This window comes from Curtobacterium sp. MCBD17_040 (assembly GCF_003234805.2).
In the GTDB taxonomy this organism is placed as follows: domain Bacteria; phylum Actinomycetota; class Actinomycetes; order Actinomycetales; family Microbacteriaceae; genus Curtobacterium.
Map to the genome: position 1 here is coordinate 3,118,505 of NZ_CP126273.1, position 17,637 is coordinate 3,136,141.

The 17,637-nt window shown below is 73.3% G+C and carries 19 protein-coding genes; 6 read left to right on the forward strand and 13 right to left on the reverse strand.

Annotated features, from left to right (window positions below):
• Positions 1 to 59: 59 nt before the first annotated feature.
• From DEI94_RS14620 to DEI94_RS14635, 4 genes are read right to left on the reverse strand one after another with little or no spacing between them, the layout of a single operon-like run.
• Entirely contained in the window at positions 60 to 1,118 is a 1,059-nt protein-coding gene (locus DEI94_RS14620; protein WP_111025788.1) for a glycosyltransferase family 9 protein, read from the reverse strand.
• Complete coding sequence (locus DEI94_RS14625) at positions 1,115 to 1,768, reverse strand: D-glycero-alpha-D-manno-heptose-1,7-bisphosphate 7-phosphatase (protein ID WP_111010652.1); 654 nt, start codon at positions 1,766 to 1,768, stop codon at positions 1,115 to 1,117. The genes DEI94_RS14620 and DEI94_RS14625 overlap by 4 nt, the downstream gene beginning before the upstream one ends.
• A 33-nt stretch (positions 1,769 to 1,801) precedes the next feature.
• A complete protein-coding gene (locus DEI94_RS14630) occupies positions 1,802 to 2,575 on the reverse strand; it encodes a hypothetical protein (RefSeq protein ID WP_111010651.1) in 774 nt (257 codons plus the stop codon).
• Complete coding sequence (locus tag DEI94_RS14635) at positions 2,572 to 3,579, reverse strand: hypothetical protein (RefSeq protein WP_111010650.1); 1,008 nt, start codon at positions 3,577 to 3,579, stop codon at positions 2,572 to 2,574. The genes DEI94_RS14630 and DEI94_RS14635 overlap by 4 nt, the downstream gene beginning before the upstream one ends.
• Positions 3,580 to 3,682: 103 nt before the next feature.
• On the opposite strand from DEI94_RS14635, the gene DEI94_RS14640 reads away from it, so the two are divergent.
• The gene (locus DEI94_RS14640) at positions 3,683 to 4,651 is read left to right on the forward strand and encodes a glycosyltransferase family 9 protein (RefSeq protein WP_111010649.1); all 969 of its coding nucleotides are present in this window, start codon (positions 3,683 to 3,685) and stop codon (positions 4,649 to 4,651) included.
• Positions 4,652 to 4,717: 66 nt separating this feature from the next.
• On the forward strand, positions 4,718 to 5,239 hold the full coding sequence (locus tag DEI94_RS14645; protein WP_111025790.1) for a DUF6328 family protein: 522 nt from the start codon (positions 4,718 to 4,720) through the stop codon (positions 5,237 to 5,239).
• Positions 5,240 to 5,298: 59 nt separating this feature from the next.
• Here the strand turns inward: DEI94_RS14645 and DEI94_RS14650 are convergent, their stop codons facing one another.
• On the reverse strand, positions 5,299 to 6,066 hold the full coding sequence (locus tag DEI94_RS14650; protein ID WP_111010647.1) for an SDR family NAD(P)-dependent oxidoreductase: 768 nt from the start codon (positions 6,064 to 6,066) through the stop codon (positions 5,299 to 5,301).
• Positions 6,067 to 6,182: 116 nt separating this feature from the next.
• Positions 6,183 to 7,178: a non-homologous end joining protein Ku gene (ku, locus tag DEI94_RS14655; protein WP_111010646.1), complete on the reverse strand. Its 996-nt coding sequence runs from the start codon at positions 7,176 to 7,178 to the stop codon at positions 6,183 to 6,185.
• A 141-nt stretch (positions 7,179 to 7,319) separates the two neighbouring features.
• Between ku and DEI94_RS14660 the strand changes: the two genes are divergently transcribed.
• A complete protein-coding gene (locus tag DEI94_RS14660) occupies positions 7,320 to 7,943 on the forward strand; it encodes a helix-turn-helix domain-containing protein (RefSeq protein WP_220035674.1) in 624 nt (207 codons plus the stop codon).
• Positions 7,940 to 9,301, forward strand: a complete 1,362-nt coding sequence (locus tag DEI94_RS14665; protein WP_111010644.1) for an MFS transporter — start codon at positions 7,940 to 7,942, stop codon at positions 9,299 to 9,301. Before DEI94_RS14660 ends, DEI94_RS14665 begins: the two co-directional genes overlap by 4 nt.
• Before the next feature lie 13 nt (positions 9,302 to 9,314).
• On the opposite strand, the gene DEI94_RS14670 is transcribed toward DEI94_RS14665, so the two are convergent.
• The 3 genes from DEI94_RS14670 to DEI94_RS14680 form a co-directional block, all read right to left on the reverse strand.
• Positions 9,315 to 9,569 carry a hypothetical protein gene (locus DEI94_RS14670; protein ID WP_111010643.1) on the reverse strand — a complete coding sequence of 85 codons (255 nt, stop codon included), beginning with the start codon at positions 9,567 to 9,569 and terminating at the stop codon, positions 9,315 to 9,317.
• A 19-nt stretch (positions 9,570 to 9,588) separates the two neighbouring features.
• Entirely contained in the window at positions 9,589 to 9,771 is a 183-nt protein-coding gene (locus tag DEI94_RS14675; protein WP_258368626.1) for a type II toxin-antitoxin system HicA family toxin, read from the reverse strand.
• Between the two features lie 133 nt (positions 9,772 to 9,904).
• Entirely contained in the window at positions 9,905 to 10,645 is a 741-nt protein-coding gene (locus tag DEI94_RS14680; protein WP_146244073.1) for an alpha/beta hydrolase family protein, read from the reverse strand.
• A gap of 135 nt (positions 10,646 to 10,780) precedes the next feature.
• Here DEI94_RS14680 and DEI94_RS14685 point away from each other — a divergent pair, with 135 nt between their 5' ends.
• Both DEI94_RS14685 and DEI94_RS14690 read left to right on the forward strand, forming a co-directional pair.
• The gene (locus DEI94_RS14685; protein ID WP_111010640.1) at positions 10,781 to 11,671 is read left to right on the forward strand and encodes an SDR family oxidoreductase; all 891 of its coding nucleotides are present in this window, start codon (positions 10,781 to 10,783) and stop codon (positions 11,669 to 11,671) included.
• 2 nt (positions 11,672 to 11,673) lie between these two features.
• The gene (locus DEI94_RS14690) at positions 11,674 to 14,220 is read left to right on the forward strand and encodes an ATP-dependent DNA ligase (protein ID WP_111010639.1); all 2,547 of its coding nucleotides are present in this window, start codon (positions 11,674 to 11,676) and stop codon (positions 14,218 to 14,220) included.
• 4 nt (positions 14,221 to 14,224) lie between these two features.
• On the opposite strand, the gene DEI94_RS14695 is transcribed toward DEI94_RS14690, so the two are convergent.
• From DEI94_RS14695 to DEI94_RS14710, 4 genes are all read right to left on the reverse strand, one after another.
• A complete protein-coding gene (locus DEI94_RS14695; RefSeq protein ID WP_111010638.1) occupies positions 14,225 to 14,419 on the reverse strand; it encodes a hypothetical protein in 195 nt (64 codons plus the stop codon).
• 104 nt (positions 14,420 to 14,523) lie between these two features.
• Positions 14,524 to 15,465, reverse strand: a complete 942-nt coding sequence (locus DEI94_RS14700; protein WP_111025792.1) for a sugar phosphate isomerase/epimerase family protein — start codon at positions 15,463 to 15,465, stop codon at positions 14,524 to 14,526.
• 114 nt (positions 15,466 to 15,579) lie between these two features.
• The gene (locus DEI94_RS14705) at positions 15,580 to 16,455 is read right to left on the reverse strand and encodes a hypothetical protein (protein ID WP_111025794.1); all 876 of its coding nucleotides are present in this window, start codon (positions 16,453 to 16,455) and stop codon (positions 15,580 to 15,582) included.
• A 252-nt stretch (positions 16,456 to 16,707) separates the two neighbouring features.
• Positions 16,708 to 17,586 carry an aldo/keto reductase gene (locus DEI94_RS14710; RefSeq protein ID WP_111013001.1) on the reverse strand — a complete coding sequence of 293 codons (879 nt, stop codon included), beginning with the start codon at positions 17,584 to 17,586 and terminating at the stop codon, positions 16,708 to 16,710.
• Positions 17,587 to 17,637: the final 51 nt, after the last annotated feature.

Here is a 17,637-nt window from a genome sequence, read left to right on the forward strand (position 1 = left end):
GCCGGGAATTCGGACGATACGCACTCCTCCTGCTGCTCGCCTCCCGGTGGGACTGCTTCTCAGGAGTGTTGTACCCCGGACGTGCCCCGTTCCCAGCCAGCGAGGCGCGCGCACGCGGCGACCACGGCCTCCGGGTCGACGGAGCGGAGGCACGGGTGTCCCGGCACCGGACACTCGCGGGCGCGGCTCAGTCGGCAGGGCGCCTGCTGGTCGCCGAGCAGTTCCACGGGCACGCCGTAGGGCGCCCACCGGACCGCGGGCACCACCGGCGAGAACAGACTGACGATCGGGACCCCGACGGCCGCGGCGAGGTGGGCCGGACCCGTGTTCCCGACGACGACGACCTCGGCGCCCGCGAGCACCGACGCCAGTGCCGCCGGGCTCGTCCGGCCCCCGAGGTCGATGCCCGAGGCCCCTGCGGCGGCAGCCGTGAGGTCACGCTCGCCCGGGCTGCCGGTCACGACCACGGTGTGTCCGAGGGCGGCGAGCCGCTCCACGAGCGCGGCGTGCAGATCGACCGGCCACGACCGCGCCGGGACGCTCGCGCCGGGGTGCACCACGACGTACGGTCCGAGCCCGTCGAACTCCGGGGGCAGGTCCGCCGGGTCGTGGATGACCGCGAGCCGGCCGTCGTCCCCGTCCGGCAGCGCGTACCCCGCCGCTCGGGCGATCTCCAGCGCACGCTCGGGTTCGGGCTGGTCCTCGGGGAAGTCCTCGCCCGGCCGGAGTCGCACGTCGAGCAGTGCCCCCGCGTGGTCGACCGACGCCCCGGTGATCCTCGCGACCCCCGCCAGGCGGAGGAGGAGCGCGACCGGGAGGGGCGACTGGTGGAACGAGGTGAGGACGATGGCCTCGTCGGGCCGAGCCTCCTGGACGATCGCGTCGAACTCGGCGAGCATCGCGGCGTCGACCGGCCGGTCGGTCTCGGTGATCCAGGGGCAGGCCCAGACCCGGAGTTCGTCCACGCCCGGCAGGAGCCGCCCCGCGGGAGCCCCCTGGGGGCCGCAGAGCATCCACACCTCGGTGTCCGGAGCCGCGGCGACGGCCCGGACCGCGGGTCCGCCGACGAGGACGTCTCCGAAGCTGTCGAGCCGGACGACGAGGACCCGGCGCGTCACCGCCCGGTCCCGGCGCGCTCCGCCCCGGCGCGCTCCGCCGCCGCGCGCTCCGCCGCCGCGCGCTCCGCCCCGGCGCGCTCCGCCCGTGCGGCGAGGTCACCCTGGCGGCCGTGGCGCAGCGAGTGGAGCACGAGCGCGACCGCGTCGACGAGCGACTCCGTGGCGACGTCCGCCTCGTCGATCTCCTCGGCCCGGGTGACCTCGGTGGGAACGAGGATGCCGGCCGCTCCCGCGTTGCGCGCCGCGCCCATGTCCGCGCCGATGTCCCCGATGACGACGCACTCCTCGGGCGCGACGCCGAGGCGTTCCGCGGCGTTGACGACCATCCCCGGACGGGGCTTCCGGCAGTCGCAGTCGTCGTCCGGACCGTGCGGGCAGACCTCCCACACGTCGAACGGACCGATGAGCTCGTCCACCCGGGCGTTCACCGCGTCGACCTGGTCGCGGGTCGCGGTCCCCCGGGCGATCGCCGACTGGTTCGTCACGACACCGACCGCGACCCCCGCGGCACGGAGCGCTTGGACCGCGCGGCGGGCCCCCGGCACCGGCTCCACGAGGTCCGGGTCCGTGTTGTAGGGCACGTCGACCACGAGGGTGCCGTCGCGGTCGAAGAGGACAGCGCGAGGGGGGCGGTGCGTGCGCAGGCTCATGCACCGATTCCTACCCGGTCCGGCCGGTCCCCGTCACGCGCCCGGCGCGTCGGGGTCGTCCTGCGCCACGTACTCGCGGACGAGTGCGACGAAGTCCGTCGGTCGCACCCCCGCAGCGACGAAGCGGCTGTCGCGGACCCCGATCGAGCGGAGCACCCGTACGGCGTCGAGGCGGTGCCCTCGCGCAGGCTCCTCATCCAGACGCCATCCCCCGATCGACTCCGCCCCGTGCTCGTGACGGATCGCCAGGAGGTGGTACAGATCGATCAGGTCCTTCGCGCTGTGCCGCGACATCGCGGCCGCGCTCTTGAGGATGGTGGCGGCCTCCACCGTCGGCTCCCGGACCACGAGCTGCTCGGTACGTCCGTCTCGGTGGACGACCGTCGTGTCGATCACGATCGGTGGGAGGGCGAGGGCGAGGTCGAGCCCGAGCGTGCTGTCGAACTGACGCGTCCCGAGCGTCCTCGGCCGCGCTGTCGGGTAGGGCGTCTCGACGATGAGGTCGATCGTCTTCCCTCCCGACACGAGGCGGTTCCCGCCAGCCGTGGCGTACCCCCGATCGAGCAGCCGCGCGTGGACGACATCACGAGCCGCGACCTCGGTGCTCACACCGGCGTCCGCATCGGCAGTGCGTCGGACCTCGAGCCCCGGAACCGGGAACGCCGTGAGCAGGAGACCGACCATGTGACCGCCGATGACGCGCACGTCGTCCAGGTCGGCTGTGGCACGGACGGCATCGGCCAAGGCGCCGTAGGCCAGGTCGTCGGCGGCGGAGGTGCACGGGGCGGTCGCGCGGATCCGGATCACGCGTCCCGATCCCGCCCGCTGAGTACCGCGTTCCGATCCCGCCCGCTGAGTACCGCGTCGCGGAGGACCTGCGCCGCCTCGTGCGCGTCGGGTCCCGGCGTCTGCATGATCTCCCAAGCGGTGATGACCGGATCGGTCGTGCTCGGGGAGGCTTCGGCCCAGGAGCGCGCCGTGGCCACGACGGTCGGGTCTTCGGGCACCGTCAGGAGCAGCGTGGCCTCCAAGCGGTTTGCCACCACGGACCTTGCCGAGAGATCGATGCCGACGGGCGACCACACCGCGGCGCGGACCGGGCGACGCCACGGGACGAGCGCATCCGCCGCGAGATCACCGGAGACCAGCACGTCGCGTCCCGCGACCGCGCGGGCCCGGGCGACTTGCTCGTCGAGCGCAGCGGCGCTCATCCACCCCTGCCGGAGGCCGCCCGGACCGGGGTAGTCGTCGACGCAGTGGTCCCAGAGAGCCGGAGGGTCTGCGCACATCCAGCCGCCGAGCGACCGCGAGACTCCGAACTCCTCGAGGGCGGGGAGCGCCTTCGCGACGGCCTGCTGTGTGATCCCGGCCTCCGCGGCGAGCGCGGCCTGTGTCCGCGGGTGCACCGTCCGCAGGAGGACCCGCCCGAGCGCGAACCGTCCCCACGGCGTCCGACCTCGGGGACGCGCCCGCTCCGGCGGTGCCGCTCGGTCCCGGCGCCAGTGGTCGCCGTCGACGACGAGGTGGCCTTCGTCGACACTCACGACCGCGACACGGTGGTCCTCCACCGCGCGTCGCACCAGGGACGGCGATGCCCGTCGGAGGACGTAGAGGAGCCTCGCCGTCCGGTCGGCCGGGTCGAGGGCCCCAAGGGCGGCCTCGACCCGGCTCGGCGCGGGCGGGCTGTCGAGGACGATCGCTCGAGCAACACGCAGCGACGGGCCGTTCCAAGCGACGGTCCGGGGACCGACCAGGCGCGCGACGAGACCCATCTCCCCGAGGAGGGCCAGTGCGTCAGCGAGGTCGGGCATGGGACGGATCCTACAACTGCATCCGGCTCCAGCCGTATTTGGTTGTACTCCGTGCGGTTGCCGTGCCGGCACACGCCGCCACCACTCCCGGTAGCGTCGACCCGTGCCCGCACTCCCCGCCCTGCCGCCGTCGGACGGCCGCCCCGAACTCGTCGTGCTCCGCGCGATCAAGCTCGGTGACATCCTCATCGCCGTGCCCGCGCTGCACGCACTGCGCCGCGCGTACCCGGAGCACCGCATGACGCTCGCGACCACCGCGTGGCTCGCCCCGATCGTCGAGCTGCTGCCGGGGGTCGACGTGCACCTGGCGCAGCAGGGCCTCGACCACGACATGCCGATCGAACCCGGCACCGTCGACGTGGCGGTGAACCTGCACGGCTCCGGCGGGGAGTCCCGCGCGATCATCGCGCACCTGGAGGCCCGGCACACCATCAAGCACGCCGCGCACGGTGAGGACGGGCTGCCCTGGCTCGACGGCATGCACGAGCGGGAGCGGTGGATCCGCCTCGTCCGCGCCTTCGGGATCGAGGGCGACCCGGACGAGGTCGACATCCGCGTGCCGGACCTCGAGCCCGCGGTCCGGGACGCCGCCGTCGTGCACGTCGGCGCGTTCTACGGCGCGCGGCACTGGCCGGTCGAGCGGTTCGCCGCGGTCGCCCGTGCGCTCGCGGCCCAGGGACTCGACGTCGTCGTGACGGGAGGCGCGGACGACGTCGACCGCGCCACCGCCGTCGCCGAGGGGGCCGGCCTGGCACCGGCCGCCGTGCTGGCGGGCCGGCTCGACCTGCAGGAGTTCGCCGCGGTCATCGCCGCCGCGCACGTCGTCGTGACCGTCGACACGGGCGCCGCGCACCTGGCGTCGGCGTACCACGTGCCGAGCGTCGTGCTGTTCGGCCCGGCGCCGCCGGAGGAGTGGGGCCCGCCGGCCTCTGGTCCGCACGTCGTGCTGACGGACGCGAGCGTCCGCCGGGGTGACGTGTTCGCGACGGAGCCCGACCCGGCCCTCCTGGCGGTCACGGTCGACGACGTCCTGGAGGCGGTGGCGGAGGTCACGGCGCGCGTCGCGTCCTGACCGCGGGTCGGCACCAGCCCACAGCTGCGTCCGGTGCGGGCTCCCCCTCGGCTACCCTGGTCGGCCATGAGCACGACCGACGACGGAGCAGCGGATCGGGCACGCAACGAGACCCGGTCGGAGCGGTACGACCGGAACTGGCGCGACATGCAGCAGGAGCTGCGGATCGTGCAGACGGGCACCCAGATCCTCGCCGGGTTCCTGCTCACGCTGCCGTTCCAACAGCGCTTCAGCATCCTCGACGACGGTGAGATCGCGATCTACCTCGTGCTCGTCATCCTCGCGGCCGGCATCACGATCCTGGCGCTGGGCGCGGTCTCGACCCACCGCCTCCTGTTCGGGCAGCGGCAGAAGCACGACCTCGTGCGCTTCGGCAACCGGATCCTCATCGCCTGTCTCGTCATGAGCGCGCTGCTGTTCGCCGGCACGGTCCTGTTCGTGTTCGACGTCGTCCTGGGACACACGATGGGTGTGATCGGCGGCGTCGTCGTGTTCGTCGCGACCGCGGTGCTCTGGATCGGGGTGCCCCTGGCGGCCCGGCGGACTCGCCAGGACGACCAGGAGGACGGCGAGGTGCCTCGGAGCTGATCGCGGCGGACCCGCGGTCAGAGCCCCGCGGTCAGAGCCCCGCGGTCAGAGCCCCGCGGTCAGAGCCCGACGCTGCCCTGCGAGATCCCGCCGTCGACGGTGACGGTGGTGCTCGTCATGTACCCGGCCTTGCCGGACGCGAGGAAGACGACGACCTCGGCGATCTCCCTCGGCTCGGCGAGCCGACCGAGCGGGATCGCGGCGTCGAGCTGCCTGAGCTTGTCGGCGTCCGAGGTCGTCGCGGTGTTGATCGGCGTGTCCACGGCGCCGGGCGCGATGTTCACCATGCGGATGCCGTGGGGCCCGAGCTCGACGCCACCGCTCCGGGCGAGCATCCGCATGCCGCCCTTGGCGACGCAGTAGGCGAGGTTGCCCGGCATCGGCCAGTCCTCGTGCACGCTCGAGATGTTGAGGATGAGCCCGCCGCCGCCCTGCGCCACGAACTGCTTCGCCGCCGCCTGCGAGCCGAAGAACGCGCTCTTCATGTTGATCGCCATGACGCGGTCGTAGCCCTCCTCGGTCTCCTCGAGCAGGGACTTGCGGTCCTCGACACCCGCGTTGTTCACGAGCACGTCGAGCCGCCCGTAGGTGTCGACCGCGGTCTGCACCATGCGGTGCAGGTCGTCGGCCTTCGTGATGTCCGCCTCGACGCCGACGGCCTTGCCACCGGCCTGCTCGATCTTCGCGATGAGGGCGTCCGTCGCCTCGGGGTGCACGACGTAGTCGATGACGATGTTGGCCCCCTCGGCGGCCGCGGCGAGGCAGATCTGCTCGCCGATCCCGCTGTTGCCACCCGTGACCACGATCGTCGTTCCGTCCAGCAACATCTCGGTCTCCTCGCTCCGTCGAGCCGTCGAGCAGGCGCTCGGACCAGCGCCGCCGAACGTACGCGCGGAGTGCTGCCGCCCGACCTCGGGCGAGCGACCGTCGGGTGAAGGACCGCTCAGCTGGCCTTCTTCGAGCGGGACCGAGCGGCAGGCACCTTCTTCTCGCCCTTCGCACCCGCGGTCGACGACGACGCCTTCGCGGCGGACGTCTTCGACGACGCCTTCGAGGCCGCCTTCCCGGCCGGTGCCTTCCGCCGCGGCTCGGGGTCGTCCTCGGCCGCCGCGTCGTCATCGGCCGATCGACCACCCCGGCTCGACCGGGAGGCGCGGTTCCGGTCGACCGACGCGCGCAACGCCGCCATGAGGTCGATGACGTCACCGCCGTCGCCCTCGTCCTCGTCCGGCTGCTCACCGAAGGTCGCGGCGGTGTCGACGTCGTCGCCCGCTTCGAGCTTCGCGTCGATGAGCTGCTGCAGCTGCTCCTGGTACTCGTCGGTGTACTTGCTCGGGTCGTAGTCGGTGGACATGCTGTCGACGAGTGAGGACGACATCTTCAGCTCGTTCGCCGAGACCTTGACGTCCGTGTCGAGGGCCTTGAAGTCGGCTGCGCGGACCTCGTCCCCCCACAGCAGCCCCTGCAGGACGAGGACGTCGTCGTGCACCCGAAGGGCACCGAGCCGGGTCTTCTGCCGGAGCGTGAACTGCACGATGGCGGTCCGGTCGGTGCGATCGAGGGTCTCGCGGAGCAGGACGTACGCCTTGGGCGACCGCGAGTCCGGCTCGAGGTAGTAGGACTTCTCGTACGAGATCGGGTCCACCTGGTCGCTCGGCACGAACTCGAGCACCTCGATCTCGTGGGACTGCTCCTCGGGCAGCGTCTTCAGGTCGTCCGCGGTGAGCACGACCGTCTTGTCGCCGTCGTCGTAGGCGCGCTGGATGTGCTCGTAGTCGACGTCGTGACCGAGCTCGCACACGCGCTTGTACCGGATGCGGCCGTTGTCCTCGTCGTGGACCTGGTGCAGCGCGATGTCGTGGGTCTCCGTCGCCGCGTAGACCTTGATCGGCACGTTGACCAGCCCGAACGCGATGGAACCCTTCCAGATCGACCTCATGGGGCCATGATGCCCGTGCTCGGGTCAGGGCGCACCGGTTCTCCGCGGACCACCAGCGGGAGGGGATCTGAAAGGCCCTTGCAGATCAGCGGGATGGACCGTACGATCCGAAAGCCTCTTTCAGACCAGGACGGAGCACACGTGGACGAGCACGAGCAGCCCGACCGGGCCCCGAGGGCGGAACACCGCCCGGACATCAGCGACCCCGCCGTCCTCGACGCACTCGCTCACCCCGTGCGCCTCGACGTCCTCGCCTACCTCATGTCCGCCGGACCCGCGACCGCCTCGGAGTGCGCTCGTGCGGTCGGGGACTCGCCCTCGAACTGCAGCTACCACCTCCGCGTCCTCGCCGCGCACGGACTCGTCGAGCCTGCGCACGCCACCGACGGCCGGACCCGCCCCTGGCGCGCGACGATCACCGGGTTCACGAACGACGACACCGACCCCGCCGACCGTGTCGGCCTCGACGCGATGCTCGCCGCGGCGCTCCAGCTCGACCACCAGCTGGCGCGCGAGCACCTCCGCACCCGGGACACGCTCCCCGAGGTCTGGCGGTCGGCGGACGTGCACGCCCAGTACGGACTCCGGATCACCCCCGACGAACTCGCCGACGTCGTCGCCAGGATCGACGCGATCGTGCGCCCGTACATCGCGCCGATCCGCGACGTCGCGCCCGACGACGCCGCGCACGTCCACGTGACACTCACCGCCTTCCCGCGGCCCGGCTTCGACCCAGCCGCCGCACGGTCCGGCCCCGCCGCATGACCACCCGCACCGCGCCCCGGCCGGGAGGCCCGGCACCAGGCCGCCTCGCGGGCTCCGCGCTCGCGGTCCCCGCGTTCCGACGTCTGTGGACCGCGGGCGTCGTGTCCGACGGCGGAGACTGGCTCCTGTTCATCGCGCTGCCGCTCGTCGTCCTCCGGCTCAGCGGCTCGGCGCTGACGACGTCCGTCGCGTTCCTCCTCGAACTGCTCCCACCGATCCTCCTGGCACCGGTGGTGCCACGGATCCTCGCCCGGACCGACCCCCGGCGGCTGATGGTGACGGTGAACGTCGTCCAGGCCTGCGGGCTGGTGCCGCTGCTCCTGGTGGGTGGGAAGGGCCTGCCGGCCGGCACCGCGCTGACCGTCGTGTGCGCGGTGATCGTGCTGCAGGCGGTGTGCAGTGCGGTGTTCGAGCCCGCGAAGAACACACTGCTCCCGACGCTCGTCGGTCCCGACCGCGTGGTGTCCGCCAACGCGCTCGTCGGGCTGAACCAGGACGTCGGCCGGCTGGTCGGCGGGCCGCTCGGCGGCGTGCTCCTCGTCGTCGGGGACCTGCCGCTCGTCGCGGGCGTGGACCTCGCCACGTACGTCGTGTCGGCCGTCGTGCTGGCGGGGCTCCCGCGACCCGGGCCGGCAGTGGCGACGACGGACCACGCCGTCCGCGCGGCAGGTGCGGCCGGCGCGGCGGAGGCGGCCGGCGCGGCGGAGGCGGCGGTCCGCGTCCCGACGTCGTCCGCGCCCCGACGTCATCCGCAGGGCCTCCTCCGCGCATTCCGCGACCCCGCCACGCGCGGCGCACTCGCCGTCGTCACGACCGCATCCGTCGCCCAGGGGATGTTCGTCGTCCTCTTCGTGTTCTTCGTGCGCGACCGGCTCGCCGGCTCGGACGCCGACGTCGGCCTGCTCCGGGGTGTCCAGGCGGTCGGTGCGATCGGCGCGGGCCTCGTGCTCGCCGCGATCGCCGGTCGGGTCCGCGTCCGTCGGATCGCACTGCTCGGACTCGTCGGGTTCGCCGGACTCACCGTCGTCGCCTGGAACGCGTCGTTCGCGACGCACGCGCTCTGGCTGTACGTCGTGCTCTTCGCCCTGGTCGGTGCTCCGGGGGTCGTCATGGGGTCCGGGCTCACGAGCCTGCTGCAACTGGGGGCGTCGGCCGCGGCACGGCCTGCCGTGTTCGCCGCGCTCGGTCTCGGCGTCGCGGTCGGGCAGGGCGTCGGCCTGCTCGCGGCTGGAGCGCTCCAGGCCGTCGTCGGCACGATGCCGTTGCTCGAGGTCCAGGCCGGCGTGTACGTGCTCGCGATGGCGCTCGGGTTCGTGACGCTCCCCCCTGGTGCCGACGTCACCCGCAGGGAGCGTTGACCGGACGCGGGGGTCAGTCGCCCGTCAGCGGGCGGCCGAACTCCACGCGCACCTCGAGCGTCGACTCGTCGACGTCGAGCCAGACGGCGGCGATGTCGAGCGCTGCGGCCGCGACGTCGCCGTCCCGCTCCACCTGGCCCAGCGCGATGATCGGCTCCCCTCCCAGCGGGCTCGGCGACGTCAACTCCGGGAGTTCCACGGTCCACCACGCCCCGTCGGGCCGAGCGATGGCCCGCAGGACACGGACCGGATGCGCTGCGATCGTCATGTCGTTCCTCCTCCTCCGTTCAGCGCCACCCCGACGGCACCTTTCCATCGACCTTCGTGATGATCTGCCGCACGAGACCGGCCGAGACCTCGCCGTGCCGCGGTAGGACGATCACCGAGCCTGCGGGGTCGCGCCAGACCTCGTGACTGCCCTTGCCCTGACGGGCGATGACCCACCCGTGCTCCCGGAGGAACCGGGCCACGTCGCGGTCCTTCTGGGGTTTCGGCACCGGGCTGTCTGCGGCCGTTGCCGATTCCGACACATCACATTCCACCGCGGTGTGGACAGCTGCCGCAGAGACCTCTCTGGTGCGGAACCGGATCGCTCCGCCCGCGTCAGGCTGCCGCGCGGATCTCCTCGAGCGCCGCCAGCAGCGCGGCGAAGGCCGGGTGCGCGGGGTCGATGACGTCCATGTGGTCACCGGGGACCACGCGGACCGAGGCGTCCTGTCCGGCCGCTCGCGCCGCGGCGACGTACGCGTCGGACTGGTTCATGGGGACGACGTCATCGCGGTCGCCGTGGACGATGCGGACCGGCAGGTCCGGGACGACCCGCGTCGCCGGGTCGGCCGCCGCGTACCGGTCGGGGTGGGCCGCGGACGTGCCGCCGAGGAAGTCCACCACCGCGCCACCGCCGATGCGGTCCGCTTCGCCGAGCCGCAGGTCGAGCGCGCCGGCCAGGCTGACGGCGCCCTCGAGCGGCAGCACGGCGTCCGGGCGGGACAGCGCCCACACCGCGAGGTGACCGCCCGCGCTGTGGCCGACCGTCAGGACCGGTCCCGGGTCGACGGCCAGTGACGCGGCGACGACGACGAGGTGCTCGATCGCGGCCGCGGTGTCGTCGAGCGTGCCCGGCCAGCCGCCACCGTTCGGCAGCTGCCGGTACTCGATCCGCCACACGTTCCAGCCCCGACCCACGAGGGCCTCGGCGAGCGGGGCGGGTCCGTCGAAGTAGTCCGGGGTGCCCCGCCAGAAGCCGCCGTGGATCAGGATGACCGTCCCGCGTGCCGGGGCCTCGGCGACGTGGAACACGCCGTACTGCATGGGATCGTCGCCGTACTCGGAACGCTCTGGCATGGACACGACCGTACTCGGGGCGCGCCCTCTCCCCACCGGTCCTGCACACGCCGGAGCGCCACCCGCTCCCCGTCGTGCGACCGATCGCGCCGGAGGCTCCGAGCAGCGACCACATCCGGCGTGTTCGATGGCCGCATGAGCCAGCTCGACAAGCAGGACCCCCGGACACAGTTCCCCCAGCCCCCGTACCCGCCGCAGTCGCAGGAGCTCCCGGGCGGCACGAACGCGATGGACCCGAAGCCGGACCACGGCGAGACCAGCTACGTCGGCACCGGCCGGATGCCGGGCTACCGAGTGCTCGTGACCGGTGCCGACTCGGGCATCGGCCGGGCCGCGGCGATCGCGATGGCGAAGGAGGGCGCGGACGTCGCCCTGAACGCGCTGCCCGAGGAGCAGGAGGACCTCGAGGAGGTCCGCGACGTCATCGGCGACCTCGGACGCAAGGCGGTGATCCTGCCCGGGGACCTCACCGACGAGGCCACGTGTGAGCGGATCGTGGCCGAGGCGGTCAGCACCCTCGGAGGCCTCGACTCGCTCGTGCTCGTGGCCGGCCACCAGAAGGTCAACGAGGACATCACGACGACGAGCACCGAGGACTTCGACCTGACGGTCAAGGTGAACCTCTACGCCATGTTCTGGCTCTGCCGGGCCGCGGTCCCGCACATGGCCCCCGGCTCGACCATCGTCACCACCGCCTCCGTCGCGGCGTACCAGCCGCAGACCCGGCTCCTCGACTACGGCATGACCAAGGCCGGCATCATCACCTTCACGAACGGCCTCGCCGGTCAGCTCGCGAGCAAGGGCATCCGCGCGAACTGCATCGTCCCCGGGCCGATCTGGACCCCGTTGCAGCCCGCGTCGTACGACAGCGCCGAGATCGAGCACTACGGCGAGGGCACACCGTTCGGGCGGCCGGGCCAACCGGTCGAGCTCGGAGCGGCGTACGTGCACCTGGCCGGCCCCGAGTCGAGCTACACGTCCGGGTCGACGCTGACGATCGCGGGGGCGACGGGCATGGCGCTGTAGCGATGGCCGGGACGACGACGCGCGGCCGGACGATCACGGTCGGCGACCGCCGCATCACGCTGACGAACCTGGACAAGGTGCTCTACCCGGAGACGGGGACGACGAAGGGCGAGGTCATCGCCTACTACGTCGAGGTGGCGCCGTGGATGATCCCGCACGCGAAGGACCGCCCGCTGACCCGGAAGCGTTGGGCGAACGGCGTCGAGGGCCCCGTGTTCTTCGAGAAGAACCTGCCTGACAGCGCCCCGGACTGGATCCGCCACCGGGTCGTCCACCACAAGGACCACGACATCGAGTACCCGCTGCTCGACGACGTCGCGACCCTGACCTGGGTCGCCCAGCAGGCCGCCCTCGAACTCCACGTGCCGCAGTGGCGATTCGACGCCGACGGCACGCCCATGCGCCCGGACCGGCTGGTCCTCGACCTCGACCCGGGCGAGGGTGTGGGCCTCCGCGAATGCGTCGAGGTGGCGCACGCGGCCCGGGAGCTCCTGCACGGTGCCGGCCTCGAACCGATGCCCGTCACGAGCGGCAGCAAGGGGATCCACCTGTACGCAGCGCTCGACGGCTCGTCGACGTCCGCGCAGGTCAGCGAGGTGGCGCACGAACTCGCCCGCGCACTCGAACAGGACATGCCGGACCTCGTGCTGTCGCAGATGTCCCGCGCTGCCCGGAACGGCAAGGTGTTCGTCGACTGGTCGCAGAACAACGGCAACAAGACCACCATCGCCCCGTACTCGCTCCGTGGCCGCGCCCAGCCGACGGTGGCCGCGCCCCGCACCTGGGACGAGCTCGACGACCCCGACCTCCGGCACCTGACGATGGCCGAGGTCGTCGAGCGCCTCCACACCATCGGCGACCCCCTGCACCCGGTCGCCGCCGCCGCACTCGCGGTCGGGAGGCCCGACCACGGCCACTGGGAGAGCAACCGGAACCCGGACGGCTCGTTCAAGGAGGACGAGCCGAACCGCGCGCACCGGACCGAGCAGCCGAGAGGCGCGGCACCGGACCGCCTCGCCACCTACCGCTCGATGCGCGACGCCTCCCGGACGCCGGAGCCCGTGCCGCAGGGCGCCCCGACCGTCCGCACCGACGGTCGGCCGACGTTCGTCATCCAGGAACACCACGCGAGCCGGCTCCACTACGACTTCCGACTCGAGCACGACGGCGTGCTCGTCAGCTGGTCCCTGCCGAAGGGCGAGCCCGAGGACCCGGGCCAGAACCACCTGGCCGTGCAGACCGAGGACCACCCGCTCGAGTACGGGGGCTTCGAGGGCACGATCCCGAAGGGCGAGTACGGCGGCGGCAGCGTCACCATCTGGGACCACGGCACGTACGAGCTCGAGAAGTGGCGCGAGGGCCAGGAGGTCATCGTCACCCTGCACGGCGTCGGCCGCGGCACCCGCCGACTCGCGCTCCTGCACACCCGCGGGCGCGGCGGGGACGAACGGAACTGGCTGATCCACCGGACGAAGCAGCAGCCCGAGGGGCTCGACCACGGCGACGCCGCGGTGGGGGCGACGTCCGCACCGGAGTCCCCCCGGTCCTCCCGACCGCCCGCGGCGACGGCGCCGCCAGCGGACACCGACGCGACCGAGCGGTTCCGTCCGATGCTCGCGAGCCCGGCGAAGACCCCGGGCGCGCTCACGCCGGACCGGTGGGCCTTCGAGATGAAGTGGGACGGCATCCGTGCGATCGCCGAGGTCCGCGACGGACACGTCCGCCTGACCAGCCGGAACGGGAACGACCTGACGAGCCAGTACCCCGAGCTCCGTGCCCTCGCCGACCAGGTCGGGGTCGACGCGGTCCTCGACGGCGAGATCGTCGCACTGGACGACCGTGGCCGCCCGGACTTCAGCGACCTCCAGAACCGCATGGGGCTGTCGCGCGCCCGGGACGTCGAGCACGGGATGCGCACCACCCCGGTGCGGTTCGAGGTGTTCGACGTGCTCGAGGCGGACGGGCACGACCTGACGCGCGTTCCGTACGACCACCGCCGGGAGGCACTGGCCACCGTCGTCGAGCCCGGGGGCCCGATCGACGTCCCCCCGGCCGCCGACGGAACGCTCGAGGACGCCATGGACGAGAGCCGTCGCCGCGGCCTGGAGGGCGTGGTCGCCAAACGACGCGACTCCCGCTACTCGACCGGCCGCCGCTCCGATGCCTGGGTGAAGATCAAGCACCACGCCACGCAGGAGGTCGTGGTCGGCGGTTGGAAGCCCGGCACCGGACGCCGCGCGGGCGGGGTGGGCTCGCTCCTCCTCGGGATCCCCGACGGGGACCGCCTGCGCTACGTCGGCAAGGTGGGCACCGGGTTCCGGGACCGCGACCTCGACGAGATCGAGGCGGTCCTCGGCCCCCTGGCCCGGGCCGACCCGCCCTTCGCCGACGTCCCCCGGGCGGACGCCCGGGATGCTCGATGGGTCGATCCCGTCCGGGTCGGCGAGGTCGAGTTCGCGGAGTGGACGAACGGCGACCGGCTGCGGCAGCCCTCGTGGCGGGGATGGCGGACGGACAAGGACCCCGGGGACGTGGTCCGCGAGTCCTGACGGGTCAGGCGCCGGGAGCGGGTTCCTCCGCAGCGGCACCGCCACCGGTCACCGGCAGTCCCGAGTCGTCGCCGGTCTGGTCGTCCTCGGTGGGCTCCAGCCGTTCGGCGACGAAGTGCTTCGCGTCGTCGATGGCGTCCTGGCTCCGCTGCAGCGGGCGCTCGTCGGCCTGCTCGGCGGGGTGCTGGTCGTCGCTCATGTGGGCCTCCTGATCGTCGGTCTGGATCCCCGTCGACGCTACGCGGGCCGACACGGCCGTGCCCGTGTCGGCGCGCTCGGGCGCGTCGGACGAGCGCGCCCGCGTCAGATCGGTGTGTACGGCAGGTCGGCGTCCACCGCCGAGGCGGGCGCGGACGACGAGGGCATCGGTGGCGCGGCGGGCGCCCCGATCGCGTCGGCCGCGTCGAGGACCGCCCGGCTCGCCGCGGCCGCCGTCCGCAGGGCGTCCGCCGCGGACATGCCGTCGGTCACCGCGGTCCGGACCTCGACGCCCCAGGGCTCACCGTGGCCGAGCTCGCGGGCGACGTGCACGAGCGCCGGGAGGTCCCCCAGGCCGCCACCGGGGAGCGCGCGTCGGTCTCCGGCCCATGTCGACACCGAATCGGGGCCGGCGGCGTCCGAGAGCTCGACGGCGAACAGGAACGCGGGGTCGATGGCGGCGCGGAGGGACGCGACGGTGGAGCCGCCGGCGACGGCGTGGGCGATGTCGAGCACGAGGCCACCGTTCGGGTGCCCCGCCTGCTGGACGAACCGCGCCGCACGTTCCGTGGTGCCGAGGTTCGACGTCGGGGCTGCCGACAGCACGACCTGCGCCCCGACCTGCTCCGCCTGTGCGGCGAGGGCGAGCCAGTCGTCGGCCATCGTGGTGGGGGAGGTCATGGGCGTCGTCGTGTCCGCGGCGACGACGATCTGCGCCGCCCCGAGCGCGGCCGCCGCCTCGAGCACGACCATCCGGTCCAGGTCGCTCACGGCGCGTCGGTCCCCCGTCGTCCACCAGTCCTCGAGCGTCCCGAGCTGGACCCAGACCAGGCCGACGTCGTCGAGGACCCGGCGCAGTGCCTCCAGGCCGATCGTGACGCGCGTCTCGTGGAGGTCCTCGAGTCCCAACCCGATCCCGGAGAACCCGGCCCGGGCGACCGCCCGGATGCGCTCGGCGACGGGGAGCGCGCCGAGCGCGTCCGTCCCCGAGCGCGCGTCCGCGACCGCGGGTGCCCAGCACCGCGCGAGCAGGTCGTGTTCATCCATGTCGACCCTCCGTCCGTGCGCCTCCGGCGTCGTGGCCTTGCTACTCCCCACGCCTCGGGAGCACCCCCAGGAGCCGGAGCCGCTGGGGCGGCCGGAGACGACGGGGAAGGCGCCTCACGGCAGCACGATGCGGAGCACGCCGGGTCGACCCGCCGGCACGACCGTCAGTCGCACGCCGCCCGCGTCCGCGAGGAACACCTCGTCGGCGCCGGGAGCACCGATCGACGCGGTCCCGTCGGCCCCGACGTGCCAGGTCTGGTCCGCGCTGCCGTCCGGGTCCCGCAGGTCGACGACCGGGTTCGCCCACGGGCTCGACGGGCGCATGCGCGTGAGGCAGCGTCCGGCGTCGTCGTGGATCGACCCGATCGCGTCGGCGACCGGCCCCGGGTCGAACGGGAACCGGAAGCACGCCGCTGCCGCCAGGGCGTCCGCGAGGGGCCCCCGTGCGGCGACGACGCCGTCGGGCCCGATCGCGACGTGGACGCCGTTCGCGTCGTCGCGGAGCACGAACGGGCGCGGGCGCGGCGGTTCGACCACCGTGAACACGCCCCGACCGGTCGAGCCGGACGCCGTGTGCCGTCCGACGACCGCGAAGACGCCGGGCACGGTCCCCGCGCCGAGACCGGCGCAGCGTGCCATGCCGGCCGCGTCGGTCCGGAGCGTCCGGATGGTGGCGCCGTCCTCGAACGTGGGCCCGGCGCCCTCGACCACGGCGAGCACCTCGGCTTCGACCGGGACGCCCTCGCGGGTGAGTCGCAGCGCCACGTCGCTCAGGTCGGCTCCGGTCGGGCGGGTGGTCGGCTCGGGGACCATGACGTCGAGCGTGTGCGCCGGGCTCGACGCGTGGGCCGGCGTCGCGACGACGACGCCGATGGCGGGGAGGCCCCAGGCGGCCCCGAGGAGGAGCCGACGTCGTCCGGGCTCAGGTCGTCTGCGGGTCGCGGTGACGGCGTCCGCGTCCGTGTCCGTGTCCGTGTCCGTGTCCACCATGTCGTCCCCCTCCGTCCCCGGCTCCCCCGCCGGGCATCGACGCTGCAGCGCCCTCCGCGCCGGCGGGACGTGTCTAGCGGACGGCGCGCCACGCGGCGTCCGGGCGCACGCCACGGCGGCTCGGCACGCCCCGCCGCTCATCCACCGGTTCACCCGACGGGTGACGCAGTGATCCGGGCCAGGACGACGGACGGGAGGGACGGGGCGAGCCGCCACCGTCCCTCCCGTCCGTCGTCCTGGAGCGGAGCGCGCTTACGCGCCGGCCTTCGAGAGGGCCTCGAACTCGTCGTCCGTCAGGTCGATGAGCGCGCCCGCGAGGTTGTCCTCGAGGTGGGCGACGCTCGACGTGCCCGGGATCGGCAGCATCACCGGCGAGCGCTTGAGCAGCCACGCGAGCGCGAGCTGCGACGGGGTGGCGTCGTGCTGCTTCGCGAGCTCGGACAGCGGGCTGCCCTCGCCCGAGAGCTGCCCGGTCGCCAGCGGGAACCACGGGATGAACCCGATGCCCTGCTCCTCCGACCAGTCGAGCAGTTCCTCGGAGGACCGGTTCGACAGGTTGTACAGGTTCTGCACGGTGACGATCGTGGCGATCTCCTGCGCCGCCTTCACCTCGTCGACACTGACCTCGCTGAGGCCGATGTGACGGATCTTGCCCTCGTCCTGGAGCTTCGCCAGCTCGCCGATCTGGTCCTCGAGCGGGACCTTCGGGTCGATGCGGTGCAGCTGGAAGAGGTCGATGCGCTCGAGGCCGAGGCGGCGGAGGCTCATCTCGGCCTCCTGGCGCAGGTACTCCGGGCGACCGACCGGCGGCCACTCGTTCGGGCCGGTCCGGGTGAGGCCGGCCTTCGTGGCGATGACGATGTCGTCCCCGTAGGGGTGCAGGGCCTCGCGGAGGAGCTCCTCGGCGACGTACGGACCGTAGCTGTCCGCCGTGTCGAAGAAGTCGACCCCGAGTTCCACGGAGCGCTTGAGGACGCGGATCGCCTCGTCGTGGTCCTTCGGCGGTCCCCAGACGCCGGGGCCGGTCAGCTGCATCGTGCCGTAGCCGAGGCGGTGCACCTCGAGGTCACCGCCGATGCGGAAGGTGCCGCTCGCTGCGGCGGGGCGGTTCGAGTCGGTTGCGGTGGTCATGCTCGGGGGTTCTCCCTCTCGTCGACGGTCCGGGTGCTCCGTCGTCGACGG

Coding starts and splice junctions, on each gene's coding strand:
- DEI94_RS14645 (WP_111025790.1), top strand. CDS start 4,718: ATGAGCACGACCGACGACGGAGCAGCGGATCGGGCACGCAACGAGACC.
- DEI94_RS14680 (WP_146244073.1), bottom strand. CDS start 10,645: ATGCCAGAGCGTTCCGAGTACGGCGACGATCCCATGCAGTACGGCGTG.
- DEI94_RS14700 (WP_111025792.1), bottom strand. CDS start 15,465: ATGGATGAACACGACCTGCTCGCGCGGTGCTGGGCACCCGCGGTCGCG.
- DEI94_RS14710 (WP_111013001.1), bottom strand. CDS start 17,586: ATGACCACCGCAACCGACTCGAACCGCCCCGCCGCAGCGAGCGGCACC.
- DEI94_RS14635 (WP_111010650.1), bottom strand. CDS start 3,579: ATGCCCGACCTCGCTGACGCACTGGCCCTCCTCGGGGAGATGGGTCTC.
- DEI94_RS14650 (WP_111010647.1), bottom strand. CDS start 6,066: ATGTTGCTGGACGGAACGACGATCGTGGTCACGGGTGGCAACAGCGGG.
- ku (WP_111010646.1), bottom strand. CDS start 7,178: ATGAGGTCGATCTGGAAGGGTTCCATCGCGTTCGGGCTGGTCAACGTG.
- DEI94_RS14690 (WP_111010639.1), top strand. CDS start 11,674: ATGGCCGGGACGACGACGCGCGGCCGGACGATCACGGTCGGCGACCGC.
- DEI94_RS14625 (WP_111010652.1), bottom strand. CDS start 1,768: ATGAGCCTGCGCACGCACCGCCCCCCTCGCGCTGTCCTCTTCGACCGC.
- DEI94_RS14685 (WP_111010640.1), top strand. CDS start 10,781: ATGAGCCAGCTCGACAAGCAGGACCCCCGGACACAGTTCCCCCAGCCC.
- DEI94_RS14665 (WP_111010644.1), top strand. CDS start 7,940: ATGACCACCCGCACCGCGCCCCGGCCGGGAGGCCCGGCACCAGGCCGC.
- DEI94_RS14670 (WP_111010643.1), bottom strand. CDS start 9,569: ATGACGATCGCAGCGCATCCGGTCCGTGTCCTGCGGGCCATCGCTCGG.
- DEI94_RS14705 (WP_111025794.1), bottom strand. CDS start 16,455: ATGGTGGACACGGACACGGACACGGACACGGACGCGGACGCCGTCACC.
- DEI94_RS14695 (WP_111010638.1), bottom strand. CDS start 14,419: ATGAGCGACGACCAGCACCCCGCCGAGCAGGCCGACGAGCGCCCGCTG.